This is a genomic window from Erwinia sp. JH02 (assembly GCF_013074405.1).
In the GTDB taxonomy this organism is placed as follows: Bacteria; Pseudomonadota; Gammaproteobacteria; order Enterobacterales; family Enterobacteriaceae; genus Erwinia; species Erwinia rhapontici.
In genome coordinates this window covers 87,761-107,552 of record NZ_JABANZ010000005.1, presented here as the reverse complement: position 1 = coordinate 107,552, position 19,792 = coordinate 87,761, and the positions used below count along the sequence as shown (strand labels likewise).

Sequence of the window (19,792 nt, the reverse complement as noted above, 5' to 3'; positions counted from 1 at the left end):
TCATGCCGGTTCACGACAGAGTTAAGCAGCATGCAGAAAACCATCCCGACCTGACCGCCGTTGATATTGAAGGTTACACGCTGAGCTGGCAGCAGCTGTGGCAGCGTGCGCAGGTGCTGTACCAGCAGCTGTGCCGGATGCCTTCCACTAGTGAAAACCGCACTGTAGCAATAGCCATCGGTAACGATATTACCTTCCCCGTTGCCTGGCTGGCGGCCACTGCGCAGCCTTTTACGGCGGCGATTATCGATCCTCAGGTGCCCGTTGAACAACGCCACGATATGCTGCAACGGCTGGCGCCGGATCTGTTGCTGCTGAAAGCAGAGGATCGGGCGCTGATCGCACAGGCCGAGCAGCTGGCGATCCGCTGGCTGGCCGTCGATAGCGAACCCGCGCCACGTGTTCTGCCAGACGATCCCGCATTTACCGCCGGGATGCAGGCTGAAACGCCGTTTCTGATCAACTTTACCTCCGGCACCACCAGTCTGCCGAAAGCCTTTATCCGATCGCGACGATCCTGGCGCTGTAGCTTTGAAAACGGTGAAGCGCTCTTTGGGTTAAAACATGCCCCCTCAACGCTGTTTCCCGGTCCCCTTTCTCACGGTATTGGCCTTTACTGCCTGAATGAAACGCTGTACGCCGGAGGAACCTTCTACAGCCCCGGGCAGTGGCAGCCTGCGGCGGCGCTGGCGTTGATTGCGCAGCGACAGATCGAACGGCTGGTGGTCGTCCCCACGATGATCGCCGGGTTTGCTCGTGTGGCAGAAGGCAGCGCATATCCCAGCCTCCAGCGTCTGTTAAGCGCGGGTGCCAAGCTGGAGCTAAATCACTACCGTCAGGCGCGGACACTGTTTCCCGTCGCGCGAATGCAGGAATATTACGGTGCCTCAGAGCTGGGCTTTATTGCCGTTTCCACCCTGGAGGATGCCGATATCAGCGCATCGCTGGCAACGGTCGGCCAGGCGTTTCCCGGCGTGGAGATTAGCATCCGTAATGATCAGGGAGAGGTTCTTCCCGCGAACCAGCCGGGCACCATTTATATTACCAGCGAACAAATTATCGACCGTTATTTGTGGGGCGATGACGGCAGCGCCTTTGTAAAAGATCAGTCAACGGCGACGGTGGCTGATATCGGTTATCTCGATGATGATGATCGCCTGCATGTCATTGGCCGTCGGGGAAATATGATCCTCAGCGGTGGCAATAATATTTATCTCTCTGAAATAGAGTCAGCGATTAAATCATTGCCGGGAATTATTGAAGCCGTAGTGATTGCGGTTGATGATGATTATCTGGGTAAGAAAATGGTCGCTATTGTTGAGGGCGCACCAGAAGAACTGACACAGTTATCACAACGTTGTCGCTCACTGCTGGCGAAATATAAAATTCCGCGCCAGTTTTATCATATTACACACTGGCCACTGACGCCGAGCGGTAAAATAAAACGCACCGAGCTGGAAAAAAGGATCGCACAACATGGCAGCAGCAAAGAGCTTACTGAATTACCAGCCAGAGGATGACTGGCAGCCGGTGATCGTCGCTGCACGACGTACTCCGGTTGGCAGAGCTTATGGCATCTTTGACGGTGTGCCGATGGCCGCGCTGCTGACACCGCTGTTTGAGCACATCATGGCGACCCTGCCAGCGGGGTTTACCGCGATTGATGAAGTGATTATCGGTAATGCGACGGGCGGCGGCGGCAATATTGCCCGGCTGGCAGCGCTGACGGCGGGCTTGCCGCTCTCTGTTCCTGCCGTCACGGTGGATCGCCAGTGTGGTTCCGGGCTGGAAGCGGTGATTAATGCCTGCCGTCTGGTGCAGGCCAGAGCAGGGGAGTGTTATCTGGCGGGCGGCGTTGAAAGTGTCAGTACTGCACCGTGGCGCGTGGAAAAACCCGCATCGCTGAAACAGATGCCGCGTTTCTTCGGACGCGCGCAGTTTTCACCGGATGATATCGGTGACCCGGAGATGGGCATGGCGGCCGAGAATGTGGCGCGCCAGTGTGGCATCAGCCGGGAGCGTCAGGATCAGTTTGCCCTGCGCAGCCATCAGCGTGCGCTGGCGGCACAGCAGCAGGGGGCATTTCGGCAAGAGATTGTCCCGGTTAGCGTCAGGGGGCGTCTGGTGGAGAACGATGAGTGTCCGCGTGCCGACACCTCGCTGGCTAAGCTCTCGGCATTGTCGCCGGTGTTTGCCGCTGACGGAACAGTAACGGCGGGCAACTGTTGCCCGCTGAATGATGGCGCATCGTTGCTTCTGGTGATGAGCCGCCGCAGGGCACGTGCCAGTGGTTTTACCGAAGGACTGCTGTTTGCGGATGCCTGTAGCGCAGGCGTCGATCCTAATCTGCTGGGCCTCGGGCCGGTGCCCGCCACGCAGAAACTGCTGGCACGCCAGCCGGGTCTGACGCTGGATCAGGTCAACGTCATTGAGTTTAACGAAGCTTTTGCTGCCCAGGTTCTGGGGTCTGTTGATGCTTTGCATATTGATGAGATGCGGATTAACCGCCAGGGCGGCGCTATTGCTCTGGGGCATCCTTATGGCGCATCAGGCGCGATAATGGTAACGCGTCTGTTCAGCCAGCTTCTGGGCCAACCGCACAGTGGCGGCTTTGGTCTGGCGATGTTGGGCATCGCCGGAGGGCTGGGATTAAGTGCGTTATTTAAAGCCGTGCGGCTTTAAACCTATTTTCCGCGCCACTGCGGAGCGCGCTTTTCGCTGAAGGCGAGCAGACTTTCCTGATAATCCTGGCTCGCCTGGAGCTGCTGCAATTCTGCAGCGCTGATTTGACAAAGATCCCGGGCGTTGGCTGCTTTCAGCAGGGCGTTACAGGCCTGAACGGCCAGCGGTGCGTTGCGGTTGAGGCTGGCAGCCAGCGTCAGTGTATTTTCCAAAAGGTCTTCCGCTGTGGTCACCTGGTAAAACAGGCCCAGCGCCAGCGCACGCTGAGCGTCCATGGGCTCACCAATAAGCAGCATCTCTCGTGCAACGCTCGCAGGCAGCCGTGTTGCCAGTTGGCCGATGGCCCCGCCAAGCGGCAGCAGGCCATGCTTCACTTCGGGTAGCGCAATTTTCACCTGCTCAGCGGCAATAATAAAATCACATTCCAGCGCCAGTTCCAGTCCACCACCAAAGGCATGACCATTCAGTGCCGCTATCCAGATTTTGCGCCGTGGCAGATGTTGCAACGGGTTAAACCCACCGTGCGAATTGATCAGGCCTTTGCCACCGTCGGTAAAGGCCTCCTGTAGATCGGCCCCACCGCAAAACACGGTTCCGCTGCCAGTAAGGATAACGGTGCGGATATCGGCCTGCTGTTCGCACCAGTTCAGGCACTGTTCCAGCTCGCTGATCATGACGGCATTATAGGCATTACGCGCGGCGGGGCGGTGGAGCGTCAGCCGCGCAACGTGTGGGATGGGGCGGTCGCAGCGGACCAGTTGCGTATTCGGTTGTTCGCTATTCATCGTGGCTCAGCGTGATTCAGCAAGGAATTTGAGTGTATCACGCCGCGATTGGCCTGTTGTACCCACTCAATAAAGCAGCGCATCGCGGCGGAGTGGTATTTACGGCTGGGATAATAGAGCCAGAAACTTTCAGCTGGCGCCACATAGTCAGTCAGCAGCTCCACCAGTTCCCCGCTTGCCAGCGCGCTTTCACTCAGGTTGCGCAGCACAAAGGCGATGCCGGCCCCGGCTTGTGCGGCCTTAATCATCATCTGATCGTTATCCAGTGTCAGATTGCCGTTGACCGCAATCTCCTTCAATTTGCTCTGCACCTGGAACTCCCATTTATATTGCATTCCGCTGGGAAAACGCCGCTGGATACAGGGATAGTCTGGCAGTTCATCCGGATGCTGCGGCGCACCGTGATGGGCAACAAACGCCGGGCTGGCAATCACTGCGCCAGTGACGGGCATGCCGAAGGGGATCGCCACCATATCCTGCGGAATGACGTTGCCAAAACGTACACCGGCATCAAAACCCTCTTCCACAATGTTCACAAAGCCATCGCTGGTGGCTATCTCCAGGGCAATGTCGGGGTACTGCTGGCGGAACGGCAGCAATACAGGGTGCAGAGCAAGGGCTTCCGCATTGCGCGGCATATTGAGACGCAGTGTGCCTCGTGGATCGGCACGCCAGGTGTTCAACTCATCCACCGCACTGGACAAATCGACCAGTGCCGGTTCAATACGCGACAGAAAAGCACGACCCGCCTCAGTTAACGATACGCTGCGCGTGGTGCGGTTCAGGAGCCGCAAACCGATACGCTGCTCCAGATTTGTGAGGGTATGACTCAACGTCGAAGGTGTGACATTACGCTCCTCCGCCGCCTTGCGGAAATTGAGATGGCGGGCGATGGCAGCGAAAATCTCTAATTCCTGTAGCGTAGTGCGATTTTTCATATTGATGATTATTTTTCATTAAAGCGCTTAATTAGCGTCAATTGTTGATTTTAACCGGGGAAAGTATAACGACATTGTCGCTAATCAACGGGATAAAAATGATGAAACAAAGAACATTAGGCAGTGAACATTTTCACGTTTCCGCTCTCGGTCTGGGATGCATGGGAATGAGTTTTGCCTACGGGCAGCCGGGCGATGAACAGCAGATGATCAAAACGCTGCATCGCGCCTTCGATCTGGGCATAGATTTCCTTGATACTGCGGAAGTTTACGGGCCGTTCACCAACGAGTCTCTGATTGGAAAAGCACTGAAAGGCCACGCGGGTAAAGTAAAGGTCGCTACCAAATTTGGTTTTCATATCACAGATGAGGGGGAAGGCTGGGAACGTATTAAAGGCGTGAACAGCCAGCCTGAAAATATTCGTGCCTCGGTAGAGGCATCCTTACAGCGTCTGGGGGTAGAAGTGATTGACCTCTACTATCAACACCGCCTCGACCCGAGCGTAGCAGTGGAGGACGTGGTGGGAACAATGGCCGACCTGGTACGTGAGGGGAAAGTTCTGCACCTGGGTTTGTCAGAAATTTCCAGCGAAACATTACAGCGTGCACATGCGGTGCATCCCATTACCGCCGTGCAGAGTGAGTATTCGTTGTGGTCACGTGAGCCTGAACACTGCTTGCTCTCAACCTGTCGTCAACTTGGCATCGGTTTTGTCCCTTACAGTCCATTGGGCCGAGGTTTCCTTTCAGGAAAGCTTCCCGTGTTGGCAGCCGATGATTTCCGTCATTATCTGCCGCGTTTCCAGAAAGAGGCGCTGGCCCACAATCTTTTGTTAGTCGAGCAGCTAAAAGACGTGGCTTACGGCTATAGCTGTAGCGCGGCGCAGATGGCGCTGGCCTGGGTACTGGCGAAAGGTGAGAACATTGTGCCTGTTCCAGGTGCCAGCAAAATTCCCCATCTGGAAGATAACTGCCGTGCCGTCGATATCCGTCTGGCAGAGGATGACCTGGCACTGCTCGATCGTTTGTTTGCGGCGGAGAATATTATCGGTGAACGCTATACGGCACAGGAGCTTACGCTGGTGGAAAGCGATTTACCCCGCTAAGCATTATCATGTCGATAATGTCACCCGTGGGCGCAGCGTTTGCTGTTTGGCAATCCTGAAGGGCCACGCGTTGACTGAAGCATGTGCATGTTAAAAATAAATGCAGGAAAAAGTTGAACGTAGCCTAAATTATTTTCGAGTAATGGCTTTCTTGGCATGGATATTGATTTTTACCTTGTTTTTTTGCCCATTTATAATGATTTCTACCCGGTTTGGCGGACAGCTGGCGTTTATATCACCAGATTTTCTCCCTGCCTGACAATTGAGGTGATAAACACTGATAATAATCACATGGCATTAAAAACAGTATTGACTCTTGTTTTTAAAGCAGTAGATTAGAACTCACAGCACGGGAATATTACCGGGTTGTGTCAGATAAAGTTTAATGTTTATTTTGCGATGAAGGTCACGAAGTATTTTTGTATGGGAGAGTCGTTGTGAGTTTAGTTATTGTTATCCACTCGCTTCGATGATGCTTAAGGCCACGCAGTCAGTTGCGAAATCGCAGGGTGGGAACGTAAGCGCGATGACATAAGGCTATGTTTTACCGATATAAGCGAGTCCGAATGTTGTGATGTGTGTTAATAAGTCACAATGGAAGTCAAGCCACGTATCAAAGAGTCTACGTCGCGTTGGGTGTGTACTTGTTTAACCGGCCATGTCTTTCGACAGGCATGATGATGTTAACTGTCATTTATGGAGGTAAGCTAGAATCTTAGTCACTTATACTATCCGTAATAAACACGTACATTTGACGAAGTACTAATAGAAGTCATTACTCGTTAAGTTCATTAATGTTAAAGTTTGAGTTAGCAGTACCTTAAAAGCCCTGGCAATCTCTGTCAGGGCTTTTATCATTTAAGCCTGGTGACATTTTCATGAGCTCACCCACATGAGCACTTATCCTTCAGTACAACCCGCTGACCAGACGTGAACCATAAAGTTCAAAAAATATAAGTGAAATGAATCCTTGCTTGTTGAGTCTTATCCGGTCTACTATGCCTCATCGGTTTGGAATACAGACCTTATGAAAGCAGTTTTAGTAAAGCAGTCCTCAGTACAAGTGTTATCAAAGATATCCCTTCATCGAGAGCCTCCTCCTAAGTGCCCATAAGTTTAAATCTGATGAACAGGCCATGTTCGCCATGTTAAGTGGCTCAAAAATTGAAAGGAAATATCTATGTCTAACAAAATGACTGGTTTAGTAAAATGGTTTAACGCTGATAAAGGCTTCGGTTTCATCACTCCAGCAGACGGCAGCAAAGATGTATTCGTACATTTCTCTGCTATCCAGAGCAGCGATTTCAAAACCTTAGATGAAGGCCAGAAAGTTGAGTTCTCTATCGAGAACGGCGCTAAAGGTCCATCAGCTGTAAACGTTATCGCTCTGTAATTTGCGATAATCTCGCTAACACCGACGACAGCGATGAGGGCATTAGCCTGAGCAGTGATGTGTTAGTGATAAAAAAGCCGCCAAGTGCGGCTTTTTTTGTTTTTCTCCCCGCAAAAAAATATCCCCTGTGTGCCCCTCTCCATAAGTCATCGAACCGCTGTTTAAAATAAGCTGCATTTATTTCCACAGGTAGTAGCGGGAGATTGCTGTGCGGCAGGAATGCGGTTTTTTAGTCGCAAGTGAAGAACATCCAATATGGTCATGTTAAAAAAGCAGCTTAAAACGCTGGAAAAAGGCTTTTTTGCCCATAAAAACTGTCAGGCTATTGATGTTGCTTTTTTGTAAACGGATTAACACGCAACCGAAATCCTGCTATGCTGGCCCTCGCGGAACCGGGCACCTTACCCTACACATGGATGGTTTTCACTTTGCGGTGAACTCAGGTAGCCCGGGATGCTAAATACAATGAGAGCGAGGAGAACGTCGTGCTAGAAGAATACCGTAAGCACGTTGCCGAGCGTGCTGCCCAGGGGATTGTTCCAAAACCGTTAGATGCTTCCCAAATGGCCGCGCTGGTTGAACTGCTAAAAGCCCCTCCAGCGGGTGAAGAAGAATTTCTGTCCGATCTGTTAATCAATCGAGTGCCGCCGGGCGTTGACGAAGCGGCGTATGTCAAAGCGGGTTTCCTGGCTGCTGTCGCGAAAGGCGAAACAACTTCTCCTCTGGTTACTCCTGAACTGGCAGTCAAACTGCTGGGCACCATGCAGGGCGGTTATAACATCCATGCGCTGATTGACGCGCTTGACGATGAAAAGCTGGCACCGATTGCCGCTGAAGCGCTGTCCCACACGCTGCTGATGTTCGACAATTTCTACGATGTCGAAGAAAAATCTAAAGCAGGCAACCCACACGCGAAAAAGATTATTCAGTCGTGGGCTGATGCTGAATGGTTCCTGAAACGCCCTAAACTTGCAGAAAAAATCACCGTAACCGTGTTCAAAGTGACCGGCGAAACCAATACCGACGACCTCTCTCCGGCGCCGGATGCATGGTCTCGCCCGGATATTCCACTGCACGCGCTGGCGATGTTGAAAAACGCCCGTGAAGGCATCGAACCCGACGATGCTGGTAACGTAGGCCCGATCAAACAGATCGAAGCATTACAGGCTAAAGGCTTCCCACTGACCTACGTTGGTGATGTGGTCGGTACAGGTTCTTCGCGTAAATCCGCTACCAACTCGGTGCTTTGGTTTATGGGCGACGATATTCCTTACGTGCCGAACAAGAAGGGCGGTGGCGTCTGCCTCGGCGGTAAAATCGCACCTATCTTCTTTAACACGATGGAAGATGCAGGCGCACTGCCAATTGAAGTCGATGTTGACCGTCTGAATATGGGCGATGTTATCGACATCTATCCGTATAAAGGTGAAGTCCGCAATCACGACACCAACGAAGTTCTGGCTAACTTTGAACTAAAAACCAACGTACTGTTGGATGAAGTTCGTGCTGGTGGCCGTATTCCACTGATCATCGGTCGTGGCCTGACCACCAAAGCCCGCGAATCTCTGAATCTGCCGCACAGTGATGTGTTCGAGCAGGCGAAAGATGTGGCAGCCAGTACCCGTGGCTTCTCACTGGCGCAGAAAATGGTCGGCCGTGCATGCGGCGTTGACGGTGTGCGCCCTGGCGCCTACTGCGAACCGAAAATGACCTCGGTTGGCTCGCAGGACACCACCGGTCCAATGACCCGCGATGAACTGAAAGACCTCGCCTGCCTCGGTTTCTCTGCAGACCTGGTGATGCAGTCCTTCTGCCATACCGCGGCTTATCCGAAGCCGGTCGATGTGACCACGCACCATACGCTGCCTGACTTCATTATGAACCGTGGCGGCGTGTCGCTGCGTCCGGGGGATGGGGTAATCCACAGCTGGCTGAACCGTATGCTACTGCCGGATACCGTAGGTACAGGCGGTGACTCACATACTCGCTTCCCAATTGGTATTTCCTTCCCGGCGGGTTCAGGTCTGGTGGCCTTTGCTGCTGCGACCGGCGTTATGCCACTGGATATGCCAGAGTCCGTGCTGGTGCGTTTCAAAGGTGAAATGCAGCCGGGTATCACTTTGCGCGATCTGGTGCATGCGATCCCACTGTATGCGATTAAAGCTGGCCTGCTGACCGTTGAGAAGAAAGGGAAGAAAAACATCTTCTCAGGTCGCGTGCTGGAAATCGAAGGCCTGCCGAAACTGAAAGTTGAGCAGGCATTCGAACTGACGGATGCTTCAGCAGAGCGCTCCGCAGCCGGCTGTACCATCAAGCTGGATAAAGAGCCGATCATCGAATATCTCAGCTCGAATATCGTGCTGCTGAAATGGATGATCTCTGAAGGTTACGGCGATCGTCGTACGCTTGAACGTCGTGTTCAGGGCATGGAAAAATGGCTGGCCGACCCGCAGTTGCTGGAAGGCGATGCGGATGCGGAATACGCTGCGGTGATCGACATCGATCTGGCAGATATTAAAGAGCCGATTCTGTGTGCACCGAATGACCCGGATGATGCCCGTCTGCTGTCTGATGTGCAGGGCACTAAAATCGATGAAGTCTTTATCGGTTCCTGCATGACCAACATCGGCCACTTCCGTGCGGCTGGGAAACTGCTGGATGCGCATAAAGGCCAGCTGCCTACGCGTCTTTGGGTGGCTCCGCCAACCAAGATGGATGCGGCACAGCTGACCGAGGAAGGCTACTACAGCGTATTCGGTAAGAGCGGCGCGCGCATTGAGATCCCGGGCTGTTCACTGTGCATGGGTAACCAGGCACGTGTGGCAGATGGCGCAACGGTGGTATCGACCTCCACGCGTAACTTCCCTAACCGTCTGGGAACGGGTGCAAATGTGTACCTGGCGTCTGCTGAGCTCTCCGCAGTCGCTTCTCTGCTGGGTAAACTGCCAACGCCGGAAGAGTATCTGACGTTTATGGGCCAGGTGGATAAAACCGCTGTGGACACCTATCGTTATCTGAACTTCGACCAGTTGAGTCAGTACACCGACAAAGCCGACGGCGTGATTTTCCAGACTGCGGTTTAATCTTCAGTTAGCGCTAAGAAACCGGGCACATGGCCCGGTTTTTTTATGTGCTCAGTGGATGGCTGCGATCTCGAACTTCACCTGATAGCCGGCTTTGGCAAGCAGTGTGACGAGTTTATCCAGACTGAAAAGATGAAACTTTCCGCTACGAATTTCGGAAATACGTGAGACGGTGACGCCGAGCAGTACGGCGGCCTCTTTGAGCGGCATGCCGTCAATTTTTTCCTGCAACGCCATCAGTAATTGTGAGCGTGCTTTGAGCTGTTCGGCCTCTTTCGGGGTGTCGGCAAGGGCATCCCAGACACTGTCGAAACGCTGGATCATGAGCTGAACTCCTGTATCAGTTGCTGATAACGCTGGCGGACCAGTGCCACATCCTGCGGGCTGGTCTTGAGCGTTTTCTTATGGAAAGCATGCAGTACATAGATAGCATCGCGGAGCTTTGACACGTAGACCACGCGAAATGTCCCGCTGTCACCATCATGTATTCGCAATTCCCACACCCCACTGGCAACAGCAGCCAGTGATTTAAAATCTGCAGGTGTCGCACCCGCCTGTAGCTGAGCGAGTTGATAACCCGCATCATGCATCACATTCCTGGGAAAGTGTTTAAGGTCGCTCAACGAGCTACCAAGAAAACAGATCTTTTTCATTCGATTCTTCCCTGTTGATGAATTTACGGAATTACGTAATTTTAAGCAACTGTTTTTCCGTGATTACGTAATTTTATGTTGCCGGTGAACGGGCATTACCGTTGTGCCGGGCAGAACATGCCATGGGGGAAAGCGGACAGGCCAGTATTTTCACTGTTCCGTTATCAATATTGGAAAGCGCTACGTAAAACCTCCTGCTTTTCCCGCGCCGGGCTGCGATAATGCGCGCCAAAGCTCAGTATTGTCGCGGCAGACGCGCAAAATGTGGTTGAGCCTGTGAGCAGGCTGGCCGGGAGGAAAGCGCGATGGAATATGAATTTTTAAGAGATATCACCGGTGGTGTGAAGGTTCGCATGACGATGGGCCATGAAGCCGTCGGTCACTGGTTTAATGATGAAGTGAATGAAGACCTCACCCTGCTGGATGAGGTCGAAGCCGCTGCCGAAGACGTCAAAGGCAGCGTGCGTCAGTGGCAGCGCGTGGGCAAAGAGTACACGCTGTTACTGGATGAAGAAGAAGTGATGATCCGTTCAAACCAGCTCAACTTTGAAGGCGATGAGATGGAAGAGGGGATGAATTACTACGATGAAGAGAGTCTGTCATTCTGCGGAGTGGAAGACTTTCTGGCCGTGATTGCCGCCTACCGGGAATTTTTACAGGGGCGTTAACGTTCACGCCGAAGCCCCGCAGGAGCCGGGCATGCCCGGCCCTTGCCAATACATGCCTGGTTTATAACGATGCTCCACCGCACATCACCAGCTCCTGCCCGGTAATGGCGGCGGCGGCAGGTGACAGCAGATAGCCCACCAGTTCGGCAACTTCCTGTGGCTGAATAAAGCGGCCGATAGGTGGCAGTTTTGGCGGCGAACCTTCGCGTCCGGGGCTGTTCAGCATCGGTGTCTGTGTGGCGCCAGGCGCAACGATATTGGCTGTCAGCCCACGTGGTGCCAGCTCTGCTGCCCAGCTGCGGACCATACCTATCATGGCCGATTTGGTGGCGACATACTGACTACGGCCTGCTGCCCCGCGTGACGTGCGGCTGCCCAGTAGCACGATGCGCCCACCGCTGCGCATATGCGGCACAAAGGTATTGGCCAGCGTTTCCGCTACGGCAATATGCAGTTGCCATAGCTGCTGGCTGGCCGTGACATCCAGCTCCCCCAGCAATGCCGCTTTCATCATCCCGGCCGCGTGAATAATGGCCTGCGGTGTCTCCATCCCGGCAAGTACCCGGGCCAGCGCGGCATTGTCGAACAGGTCCACGCTGACAGACCGAAACTGCGGGTTATCATGTTCAATGTGGCTACGGCTTAATCCAGTCACCTGCCAGCCCTTTGCTAACAGATGATCAACAATCGCCGCCCCAATGCCTGAACTGGCGCCGGTCACCAGCGCATGACGGCTCATAGTGTGCCCTCCAGCATTCCCACCGGGATCTTAAAAACGGCCTTGCGGACCATCATCGGTTGCCCGATGGCGCACAGTGCCTGATGCGCTTCGCCTGGTGCAAACGTTACAAAGTCGCCGGGACGCAGATGGACCTGCTGCGTCAGCTGTGGATCGGCGACGATATACAGATCCGCTTTACGTTCTTCACCGCCGGCCGGGCGTGCATCGGTCAGTCCGTAGCGGATAACCTCCTCGCCCGTCAGCACGATCTGAATATCGAGATATTCCCGGTGAAACTCGGTATGGCGTGTGACCGCTGGTGCACTCTGCTGTGAGCCGATATGACAGAACCAGGCGGCCCCCTCCGGCTGCCATCGCCCATCGGGCAGTGCACTCAATGCCGCCAGGCTGTGCGCGGGCTGCGCCAGCAGTTGAAACAGCGATGCAGGCAGGGTAGCCAGCGTCAGATGGTTGAGGTTACCGGCGATCATCGGCGATCTCCTGTCACCCATTCCTCTTCCACACGCACATATTTAATCGCCTGGCGGAAATAGGTGTAGGCAATATGCAGCTCCCCGTTCAGCCCCTGCTTAATACTGGGGTAGGAGAACTCACGGTTCAGCTTCTGCTGCGAATTATTCGTCATGCAGTAGCCGTCGCCTTCATCCAGATTACGCCGGAACGGCCAGCTTTTTCCGCCATCACGTGAAATCGCCAGCGTCATGGGGGCTCGTGGTGCTCCCCAGAAGGCGGTTTTACCGCTGTGGATCACCGGTTCGGCGGCGACCGCCACGTCATCCTCTTCATCTTCAATTTCGTCATACAGTGAGGTGCGGCGTTCGCTGGCCCCTTCGGCACTCATGGCGTTAAACACCAACGCCAGGTCACCGTTCGCCAGCGTAGTCACCTGAATCGACGAGTTATTGTTTGGCAGTTCGGTGGCCTGTGGGGCGGACCAGCTTTGCCCGCCGTCGTCGGACCTGCTTTGATAGATATGATCTGCCCAGCGGCTACGATACAGCGCCAGCAGCGAGCCATCTTTCAGCAGCGTAATATTCATATGGACGCAGCCGGTGCTGTCCGGCACGGCCACATCGTGCCAGCTTTTGCCTTTATCCCGCGAGATTTTCACCGCGCTGTCGTCATTATTGCCCACCCATTTTTCACCCGGTTGGGTACGGCAGTAGAACACCGGCAGCAGCCAGTCGCCGTTAGCCAGCACGACTACTGGCTGACGGATAAAGGTGCCGGGCTGGTCGAGCAGCGTGGCAATCGGTCCCCAGCTCTGGCCGAAGTCCATTGACTGGCGGTAGCGCACAATTGCCGTATCCTGATTGCCGGACTTTTGCGCGGTGTACAGCAGCCACAGCACGTTGTCCGGGTCGAGGAACAGTACCGGGTTCTGCTCCGAGCGGGTCGGGTCGTCCGAGAGTTTTACCGCGTCGGACCAGCGCTCGCTCCCTTTCTCCAGGCGTGAGCACCAGACAGAAATATCGGCGATCCCTTCCTGAGTACCGCCAAACCATACGCACAGCACATCGCCATCCGGCAGCGGCAGCAGGTTAGCCGCATGATTTTGCGGGCAGGATGAGGGCAGCATCGCCTGCTGCCTGTCACCCTCGGTAGCGATAATGCCGTTACGTTCTACGGTGAGCGTTTCCAGTGTCATATCAGGCTCCACTTTTTTGAATTTGGTGTGCGGTTTTTTTCTGGCTGTCCCGCGATGGGATCATGCGATCAATCACCATCACCAGCGCCGGAACAATCAGGGCGATGTACATGTTATTGATGCCGAACGGATCGCCCATGACAAACCAGACCGAGGTCACGACGCAGGAACCAATCAGCCCCCAGTTTGCGCCGCGCGCACTTTTAAACATCGGCAGGTAGAAGGCGATAATCGCCACCACGGAAATCGACAGACGGATAGCACGGGTGAAGAACGATAGTTTCAACACTTCCGGCACCAGCAACACAAAAATCAGTGGGGCAAAGCCGATGGCCAGCGACAGCCAGCGCGTCATTTTGAACTCACGCTCTGGCGTTGGGTTACGCATCGGCACATAGAAGTCCTTCACAATCAGCGATGCAATCGCCAGCGCTACCGTACTGACGCTGACGAAGATCGAGGCCACCAGCGATGTCGTGACCACACCCGCCAGCCACGGGCTCATATCCTGTAAAAACACGGGCAGGGCATACAGACTGTTGATGTCCGGATGCAGGAATTTGGCCGCCACGCCAATCACCGCAATCGCCAGGCCAATCGGCAGACAGAAGAAGAAGGCCACCCAGGTGGCACGGCGCGCAGAGGCCGGGCTTTTGGTGGAGGAGATCGCCTGGATCACGAACTGGGTACAGAAGATCGAACCGATAGTTCCGATCAGCCACGCCATAATCGTACTGGCACCAACGTGACCATCCCAGGTCCAGTAGAACGATGGCATTTTCTCAACCATGGGCGTAATCCCGCCGGTCATCTTCAGTGCCACGCCTAGAATAATCAGAATACCGATGTACTTCAGGCCACTGTGCAGCATCGTGACCCAGGCCATCCCCTTCATACCGCCAAAGGCAAAGTAGAAGGTGCTGACAATGGCGGTAATAAAGGCCGCCACCGGCAGGTTCACTTTCAGCACGGTGGAGATCGCCGCCGCACCGCTGACGTAGTTACCCACGTTCACCAGCAGCAGGGCGTAGATCATAATCAGCGAGATAATGCATTTGGTGGTGTTGCCGTACTTCTCGGCAATGGCACCAGAAATAGTAATTTTTCCGGTGTTATAGATGCGTTTTACCAGCAGCAGACCGAAAATCGGGAAGCCAATGGCGGCACCAATCACCGACCAGGAGGCCGCGAAGCCATCTTCGAACGCCGCCTGTGCGGTACCAATGGTGGATTTGGCGCCGATATATTCCGACATCAGCAGGATGCCGACGATAAACGCGGGCATGGCGCGTGCGCCTTCCATATGTTCACCGGAGGTTTTACTGCGCAGTCGCCAGGTCAGCCAACTGGTAAACAGGATGTACACCAGCACCATCCCGACGATGATCAGCGTACCTTGCGTGGTAAATTCTTTCATAACAACCTCTTAAGTTGTAAAAAGCGCGCTGGCCTTCAGGCTCTTGTGGCGCTTCAGTAGGGTACAAAGGCAAAAGAGAGCGATGCACACCTCACAGGAAGGTGTGCCTGTATTGCTGTTCGTGTCTGATTTAGCCGTGACTGGCTGAAGTTTGAGAAAGAGCAGGTTGATCCTCATCGATGATGGGTTCGACCTTACCCAGCAGGAACAGGTAGTTCAGGATCCCCAACACCACCAACGCGGCTGAGAACACCAGTGCATAAGTAAAGGATCCTGTCGCGGCGACGATGGCACCGGTGATAATCGGGCCGACCGCGCCGCCCATATTGGAGACGGTGTTTTGTAGCCCGGCGACCATCGACACACTATTTTTTGGTGCCACATCGCCCGGCAGTGCCCAAACTTGAGACGCCGCTACCGTGGTGCCTGATTTGGCAACGCACAGCAGGAACACGGTCATAAAGACGGAATCTGTGAAAGGCGCGAATCCGATGCACAGTGCCATCAGCAGGCCAATCGTCAGGAACAGTTTGCGGGTGGCGGTCAGCGACAGCACTTTTTTATGGACCATACGATCGGATGCCCAGCCCGCGATCACTTCGATCACCATGCCACACAGCAACGGCAGAGCGGCAACCATCCCCATCTTGATGAAATCCATGCCTTTATCTTTCACCAGGTAGGTCGGTAGCCAGGTGATAAAGAAATAGGAGGTGTAGTTAATGGTGAAAAAGCCCAGGCACATCGCCCAGATATTGCGGTAGCGCAGTAGCTTGTACCACTTCATCGGCAACACGTTTTTATCGCCATGCTTCTGAGCCTGACCATCACGGATCAAACTGACTTCTGCCTTGCTGATTTTCGGATGATCTTCCGGGTTTTCGGCGTAAATCAGATACCATGCGATCACCCACAGAAGGCCGACGCTACCGATGATCAGGAAGGTCATGCGCCAGTCGACCATATAGATCATCCAGACGATCAGCGGCATCGCCACGGCACCGCCAAATTTCGAGGCACTGTCAAACAAGCCAGAGACGGTGGCGCGCTCTTTATCCGGGAACCAGCGCGCGGTGATCCCGGCATTGCTTGGATACGCCGCCGCTTCACCCACGCCGAGCGCCAGGCGTAATGCCAGCAGGGATTTAAACCCGGTGGCCAGGCCCATCATTGAGGTGGCAATAGACCACCAGGCAACGGCAATCCCCAGCCCTTTTTTCTGGCCGTAGCGATCGGCAAACCAACCCGCCGGGATCTGCAACAGCGAATAGGACCAGAAGAAGGCCGCCATAATAAAGCCCATCATTTCCGGATTCAGGCTAAGTTCATCGATCAGGTGCGGAGCCGCCGCTGACAGCACGGTGCGGTCAATGTAGTTAATGGCAATTGCCAGCCACATCAACCCGGCGATCCACCAGCGAATTCTGGTGCTGCTTGCAACATTATTCATCGTAGTAACCGAGGTCAAAGTTATCGTAGGCTACTGATTTAACAGCAGCGTTGTAATTTTCAGAGCTGATTCATAATATTGACGGGCTTCTGGCGTGCTTTAATGCACTGAATAATTTGCTGCACGCAGCGTTCACCCATCGCGCCAATGGCACCGTCGGTATAGCCGGCAATGTGCGACGTCGGCAGGAAATTATTCAGGGTAAAGAGGGGGTGGGCTTCCAGCGGCTCATGCTCAAAGACATCGGCTGCCGCACCGGCAATCACGTTATCGGCCAGCGCCTGATAGAGGTCGGCTTCATTAATAACGCCACCGCGTGACACGTTCACGAGGAAGGCGGATTTTTTCATACGCTTCATGCGGACAGCATCAAACAGATTGTGGGTTTCGGCCGTCAGTGGCGTGTGCAGGGTGATGAAGTCACTCTCCTGCGTCAGATGGTCCATGCTGACGAATTGAATGTCATGGTCGGCGGCAAATTGCTGGTCAGGATAGAAATCAAATGCCAGCACGCGCATATTGAAACCGCGTGCCCGCAGTGCCACCTGCTTACCAATATTGCCCAGCCCCACTATGCCAAGGGTTTTGCCGTACATATCGGTGGCAAAAATACGTGGCCACTGCCCGGAGCGGGTGTCGTTGATGGCCTGATTCAGCTGCCGGGCGCTGTTGAGCATCAAGGCAAAGGCAAAGTCAGCCACCGCATGTTTATTGGCATCCGGTACGTTGGTGACATAGATGCCGCGTTCGCGGGTAGCATTCAGGTCGATATTGTCGACGCCCACGCCGTGCTTGCAGACGATCGCCAGTTTTGGTGCGCACGCCAGTAGTGCCTGATTCACGTCCGTAAAGGCAACGATCATCGCCACGGTATCGGCCAGATGTGGCTCCAGTGCACTGAGCGGTGCATCCGCAGGCAGGCTGATCAGTTCGAAGCCCTGTTCACGCAATGTGGTGATAGGCTGGGCATCATATTTAGCAAAAGACGGTGAAGTACAAATCACTTTCATGACAGGGATCCCCGGTGTCAGAGCAGGCGGCATCGCAGTGCCGCTGCCGGAAAATTATTGAAGATACTGGTTAACGATCTGGCGAATTTTTTGCTCTTCTTCCGCGCTAAACTGCACCGCGTAGCGGCTGTCACCCACGTCAAAGCCCATCAGTGCCACGGCTTTTTTCACCGCTGCGGGTGAGAAGGCCACGGCATACAGGTCGGTACGCAGTCCGGTGACGTTCTCCTGGGCTTTGCGTGAGGCCGCGATATCGCCCGCGTGGAAGTGCGACCAGATGGCGTTGATCTCTTGCGGTGCAACGTTAGCCAGACCGGAAATACACGCCGAGCAGCCGTCCACGAATCCTTGATGGATCAACGAGTCCGGACCGTTCAGCACGTTAAAGTGATCAATACCTTCGGCTGCTTTCAGGAAGCCGCTCAGGCTCTCATAGCTGCCTGCGCTGTCTTTGATGCCGATAATGTTGGGGTGGGCAGCCAGCTGGCGAACGGTTTCCGGCTGTAAGGTATTGCCGGTACGCGCCGGGATGTTGTAGAGAAACACCGGCACCGTCAGTGCATCGGCCACGGCGGTGTAGTGGGCGATCAGCTCTGACTGTTTGAGTGGAACAAAGTACGGAGTGATCACCGACACGGCATCCACACCCAGCGCGGCAACCTGTTTACCGAGGCGAATGGTTTCACGTGTGGATATCTCGCCGACGTGGGCCACCACATTGGCTTTTCCGGCCACTTCGTCGACGCAGGTGGCCGTCACAGCCAGCTTTTCCTGTTCGTTTAATACGAAGAACTCACCGTTGGTGCCGCCGCAGAAAATACCGTTTCCGGCCGCCAGCTGGCGCTGCACCTGACGGCGCATGGCTGCTTCAGCATAGGCGCCGTCATGATCGAAAGGTGTGACGATGGCGGTCAGTACGCCCTGAATAGTTTTGCTCATCATAATCTCTCTGTTAGTGATTCAGTGCCGGAAACAGCGTCAGGTACACGTTACGCACGTCGTTTGCGCTCACCGGTGCCGGGACATTTTTCATCAGGCGCTGCACATCGAGTGCCGCTTCCACTAAATAAGGCAGGTGTTCTGAGGTGATCCCCAGCTCGTCGAGGCTGGCAGGCAGCTTCAGTCGCTGGACCAGGGCCGCGAAGTAATCCACCAGTGCGTGAGACTTCTCCTCCGCGTTGAGCTGCGGGTTAGCCTCTGGCAACAGATCGTAGACTTCGGCGAATTTGCTTACCGCCGCCGGGCGCACAAAGCGCATGCAGGGAGCGAGCAGAATGGCGTTCGCCACGCCGTGCGGCAGGTGATATTTGCCTCCCAGCGGGTAGGACATGGCGTGCACCAGATGAGTCCCGGCATGGGCGATGGCCGCCCCGCCGTAATAAGACGCCCACAGCATATTCAGTCGGGCTTCCAGGTTACCGGGTTCAGCCACGGTGGTTTCCAGGCTGGCAAACAGCTTCTTCATCCCGATCAGCGCGTAGTTGTCACTCACCGGGTTTGACACCGTCGCGGTAAAGCACTCAATCAGGTGGCAGAGCGCATCAATCCCGGTTGAAGATGCAATATGTGCCGGCATGCTGGTGGTCAGTTCCGGGGCCAGAATCACATAGTCCGGCAGCATCACTGGGGAAATAATGCCGACTTTCGTCTCTTTCTCCGGGATGGCCAGAATGGCGTTTGGCGTGGCTTCTGACCCCGTACCTGCAGTGGTCGGGATCAGCAACGAGGAGGTGCGTCTCTGAGGTTTCTCTCCGGCCAGCAGGGCCTCTAGCGTAGGTGCATTCTCAACGCACAGCACCGACAGCAGTTTTGCCACGTCCAGCACGCTGCCACCGCCTACGCCAATCACCAGATCCACATCGCGCGAGGCCAGGCCGGCGAGGATCTCTGCTACATCATGCTGGCTCGGCTCGGGTGGCACGTTGCTGACGGTATGTAAGGTTGAGACCTGACGGCGTACCTGCTCCGTCAGCGTCTGCACTGCCGGGATCGCCGCAATATTCTTATCGGTGACCAGCAACACACGCTGCTTACCTTTTAACAGGTAGCCAATGTCATTGAGTGTCTGGTAGCCCGCGATCACGGTACTGTTTATGTTCATGCCTGATTTCTCCTCATCACGCCGCTTTCAGTTACGGGTGATTGTATTTCGTCATTTGTAAGGGCTTTCCGACTTTGATGGGTAATTTATAGGGCATATTGATTCTGATTAATTTG

Annotated in this window: 18 protein-coding genes; 6 read left to right on the top strand and 12 right to left on the bottom strand. The window is 54.5% G+C overall.

Annotated features, from left to right (window positions below; translation table 11 throughout):
* Positions 1-2: 2 nt before the first annotated feature.
* Both HHI26_RS13075 and HHI26_RS13070 read left to right on the top strand, forming a co-directional pair.
* Entirely contained in the window at positions 3-1,520 is a 1,518-nt protein-coding gene (locus HHI26_RS13075; RefSeq protein WP_171149225.1) for an AMP-binding protein, read from the top strand.
* The gene (locus tag HHI26_RS13070) at positions 1,477-2,682 is read left to right on the top strand and encodes a thiolase family protein (protein WP_171149224.1); all 1,206 of its coding nucleotides are present in this window, start codon (positions 1,477-1,479) and stop codon (positions 2,680-2,682) included. Before HHI26_RS13075 ends, HHI26_RS13070 begins: the two co-directional genes overlap by 44 nt.
* 2 nt (positions 2,683-2,684) lie before the next feature.
* Here HHI26_RS13070 and HHI26_RS13065 read toward each other — a convergent pair whose 3' ends face one another.
* Positions 2,685-3,467, bottom strand: coding sequence for an enoyl-CoA hydratase/isomerase family protein (locus tag HHI26_RS13065; RefSeq protein ID WP_133842252.1), 783 nt, complete (start codon positions 3,465-3,467; stop codon positions 2,685-2,687).
* Positions 3,464-4,405 carry a LysR family transcriptional regulator gene (locus HHI26_RS13060; RefSeq protein WP_133842251.1) on the bottom strand — a complete coding sequence of 314 codons (942 nt, stop codon included), beginning with the start codon at positions 4,403-4,405 and terminating at the stop codon, positions 3,464-3,466. The genes HHI26_RS13065 and HHI26_RS13060 overlap by 4 nt, the downstream gene beginning before the upstream one ends.
* Before the next feature lie 101 nt (positions 4,406-4,506).
* On the opposite strand from HHI26_RS13060, the gene HHI26_RS13055 reads away from it, so the two are divergent.
* From HHI26_RS13055 to acnB, 3 genes are all read left to right on the top strand, one after another.
* Positions 4,507-5,511 carry an aldo/keto reductase gene (locus tag HHI26_RS13055; RefSeq protein WP_171149329.1) on the top strand — a complete coding sequence of 335 codons (1,005 nt, stop codon included), beginning with the start codon at positions 4,507-4,509 and terminating at the stop codon, positions 5,509-5,511.
* A 1,180-nt stretch (positions 5,512-6,691) separates the two neighbouring features.
* The gene (locus HHI26_RS13050) at positions 6,692-6,904 is read left to right on the top strand and encodes a cold-shock protein (protein ID WP_133842250.1); all 213 of its coding nucleotides are present in this window, start codon (positions 6,692-6,694) and stop codon (positions 6,902-6,904) included.
* Positions 6,905-7,389: 485 nt separating this feature from the next.
* Positions 7,390-9,987: a bifunctional aconitate hydratase 2/2-methylisocitrate dehydratase gene (gene acnB / locus HHI26_RS13045; protein WP_133842249.1), complete on the top strand. Its 2,598-nt coding sequence runs from the start codon at positions 7,390-7,392 to the stop codon at positions 9,985-9,987.
* Positions 9,988-10,038: 51 nt separating this feature from the next.
* Here acnB and HHI26_RS13040 read toward each other — a convergent pair whose 3' ends face one another.
* Both HHI26_RS13040 and HHI26_RS13035 read right to left on the bottom strand, forming a co-directional pair.
* Positions 10,039-10,311: an XRE family transcriptional regulator gene (locus HHI26_RS13040; protein WP_159336903.1), complete on the bottom strand. Its 273-nt coding sequence runs from the start codon at positions 10,309-10,311 to the stop codon at positions 10,039-10,041.
* Positions 10,308-10,640 (bottom strand): type II toxin-antitoxin system RelE/ParE family toxin, encoded by a 333-nt coding sequence (locus tag HHI26_RS13035; protein WP_171149223.1) that lies wholly within the window; start codon positions 10,638-10,640, stop codon positions 10,308-10,310. Before HHI26_RS13035 ends, HHI26_RS13040 begins: the two co-directional genes overlap by 4 nt.
* Positions 10,641-10,945: 305 nt before the next feature.
* Between HHI26_RS13035 and yacL the strand changes: the two genes are divergently transcribed.
* Positions 10,946-11,308, top strand: coding sequence for a protein YacL (gene yacL / locus HHI26_RS13030; protein ID WP_133842246.1), 363 nt, complete (start codon positions 10,946-10,948; stop codon positions 11,306-11,308).
* 61 nt (positions 11,309-11,369) lie between these two features.
* Here the strand turns inward: yacL and HHI26_RS13025 are convergent, their stop codons facing one another.
* The 8 genes from HHI26_RS13025 to HHI26_RS12990 all read right to left on the bottom strand — a co-directional run bounded on the left by HHI26_RS13025 (position 11,370) and on the right by HHI26_RS12990 (position 19,676).
* The gene (locus tag HHI26_RS13025; protein WP_133842245.1) at positions 11,370-12,047 is read right to left on the bottom strand and encodes an SDR family oxidoreductase; all 678 of its coding nucleotides are present in this window, start codon (positions 12,045-12,047) and stop codon (positions 11,370-11,372) included.
* Positions 12,044-12,520 (bottom strand): YhcH/YjgK/YiaL family protein, encoded by a 477-nt coding sequence (locus HHI26_RS13020; RefSeq protein WP_159336906.1) that lies wholly within the window; start codon positions 12,518-12,520, stop codon positions 12,044-12,046. Before HHI26_RS13020 ends, HHI26_RS13025 begins: the two co-directional genes overlap by 4 nt.
* Positions 12,517-13,698 carry an exo-alpha-sialidase gene (locus HHI26_RS13015; RefSeq protein WP_133842243.1) on the bottom strand — a complete coding sequence of 394 codons (1,182 nt, stop codon included), beginning with the start codon at positions 13,696-13,698 and terminating at the stop codon, positions 12,517-12,519. The genes HHI26_RS13020 and HHI26_RS13015 overlap by 4 nt, the downstream gene beginning before the upstream one ends.
* Before the next feature lies 1 nt (position 13,699).
* Positions 13,700-15,115 carry a sodium:solute symporter family protein gene (locus HHI26_RS13010; protein ID WP_133842242.1) on the bottom strand — a complete coding sequence of 472 codons (1,416 nt, stop codon included), beginning with the start codon at positions 15,113-15,115 and terminating at the stop codon, positions 13,700-13,702.
* A gap of 130 nt (positions 15,116-15,245) precedes the next feature.
* Entirely contained in the window at positions 15,246-16,565 is a 1,320-nt protein-coding gene (locus HHI26_RS13005) for an MFS transporter (protein ID WP_133842241.1), read from the bottom strand.
* Between the two features lie 59 nt (positions 16,566-16,624).
* Positions 16,625-17,575, bottom strand: coding sequence for a phosphoglycerate dehydrogenase (locus HHI26_RS13000; RefSeq protein WP_133842240.1), 951 nt, complete (start codon positions 17,573-17,575; stop codon positions 16,625-16,627).
* Positions 17,576-17,629: 54 nt separating this feature from the next.
* Positions 17,630-18,514, bottom strand: a complete 885-nt coding sequence (locus HHI26_RS12995; RefSeq protein ID WP_159336948.1) for a dihydrodipicolinate synthase family protein — start codon at positions 18,512-18,514, stop codon at positions 17,630-17,632.
* Between the two features lie 13 nt (positions 18,515-18,527).
* Complete coding sequence (locus tag HHI26_RS12990) at positions 18,528-19,676, bottom strand: iron-containing alcohol dehydrogenase (RefSeq protein WP_167863210.1); 1,149 nt, start codon at positions 19,674-19,676, stop codon at positions 18,528-18,530.
* Positions 19,677-19,792 lie beyond the last annotated feature (116 nt).

Bases quoted from the DNA above. Each gene is read 5' to 3' on its own strand.
- HHI26_RS13065 (WP_133842252.1), bottom strand. From the start codon at position 3,467: ATGAATAGCGAACAACCGAATACGCAACTGGTCCGCTGCGACCGCCCC.
- yacL (WP_133842246.1), top strand. From the start codon at position 10,946: ATGGAATATGAATTTTTAAGAGATATCACCGGTGGTGTGAAGGTTCGC.
- HHI26_RS13075 (WP_171149225.1), top strand. From the start codon at position 3: ATGCCGGTTCACGACAGAGTTAAGCAGCATGCAGAAAACCATCCCGAC.
- HHI26_RS13010 (WP_133842242.1), bottom strand. From the start codon at position 15,115: ATGAAAGAATTTACCACGCAAGGTACGCTGATCATCGTCGGGATGGTG.
- HHI26_RS13040 (WP_159336903.1), bottom strand. From the start codon at position 10,311: ATGATCCAGCGTTTCGACAGTGTCTGGGATGCCCTTGCCGACACCCCG.
- HHI26_RS13035 (WP_171149223.1), bottom strand. From the start codon at position 10,640: ATGAAAAAGATCTGTTTTCTTGGTAGCTCGTTGAGCGACCTTAAACAC.
- HHI26_RS13060 (WP_133842251.1), bottom strand. From the start codon at position 4,405: ATGAAAAATCGCACTACGCTACAGGAATTAGAGATTTTCGCTGCCATC.
- HHI26_RS13005 (WP_133842241.1), bottom strand. From the start codon at position 16,565: ATGAATAATGTTGCAAGCAGCACCAGAATTCGCTGGTGGATCGCCGGG.
- HHI26_RS13070 (WP_171149224.1), top strand. From the start codon at position 1,477: ATGGCAGCAGCAAAGAGCTTACTGAATTACCAGCCAGAGGATGACTGG.
- HHI26_RS13020 (WP_159336906.1), bottom strand. From the start codon at position 12,520: ATGATCGCCGGTAACCTCAACCATCTGACGCTGGCTACCCTGCCTGCA.
- HHI26_RS13055 (WP_171149329.1), top strand. From the start codon at position 4,507: ATGAAACAAAGAACATTAGGCAGTGAACATTTTCACGTTTCCGCTCTC.
- HHI26_RS13025 (WP_133842245.1), bottom strand. From the start codon at position 12,047: ATGAGCCGTCATGCGCTGGTGACCGGCGCCAGTTCAGGCATTGGGGCG.
- HHI26_RS13015 (WP_133842243.1), bottom strand. From the start codon at position 13,698: ATGACACTGGAAACGCTCACCGTAGAACGTAACGGCATTATCGCTACC.
- HHI26_RS12990 (WP_167863210.1), bottom strand. From the start codon at position 19,676: ATGAACATAAACAGTACCGTGATCGCGGGCTACCAGACACTCAATGAC.
- HHI26_RS13000 (WP_133842240.1), bottom strand. From the start codon at position 17,575: ATGAAAGTGATTTGTACTTCACCGTCTTTTGCTAAATATGATGCCCAG.
- HHI26_RS12995 (WP_159336948.1), bottom strand. From the start codon at position 18,514: ATGAGCAAAACTATTCAGGGCGTACTGACCGCCATCGTCACACCTTTC.
- HHI26_RS13050 (WP_133842250.1), top strand. From the start codon at position 6,692: ATGTCTAACAAAATGACTGGTTTAGTAAAATGGTTTAACGCTGATAAA.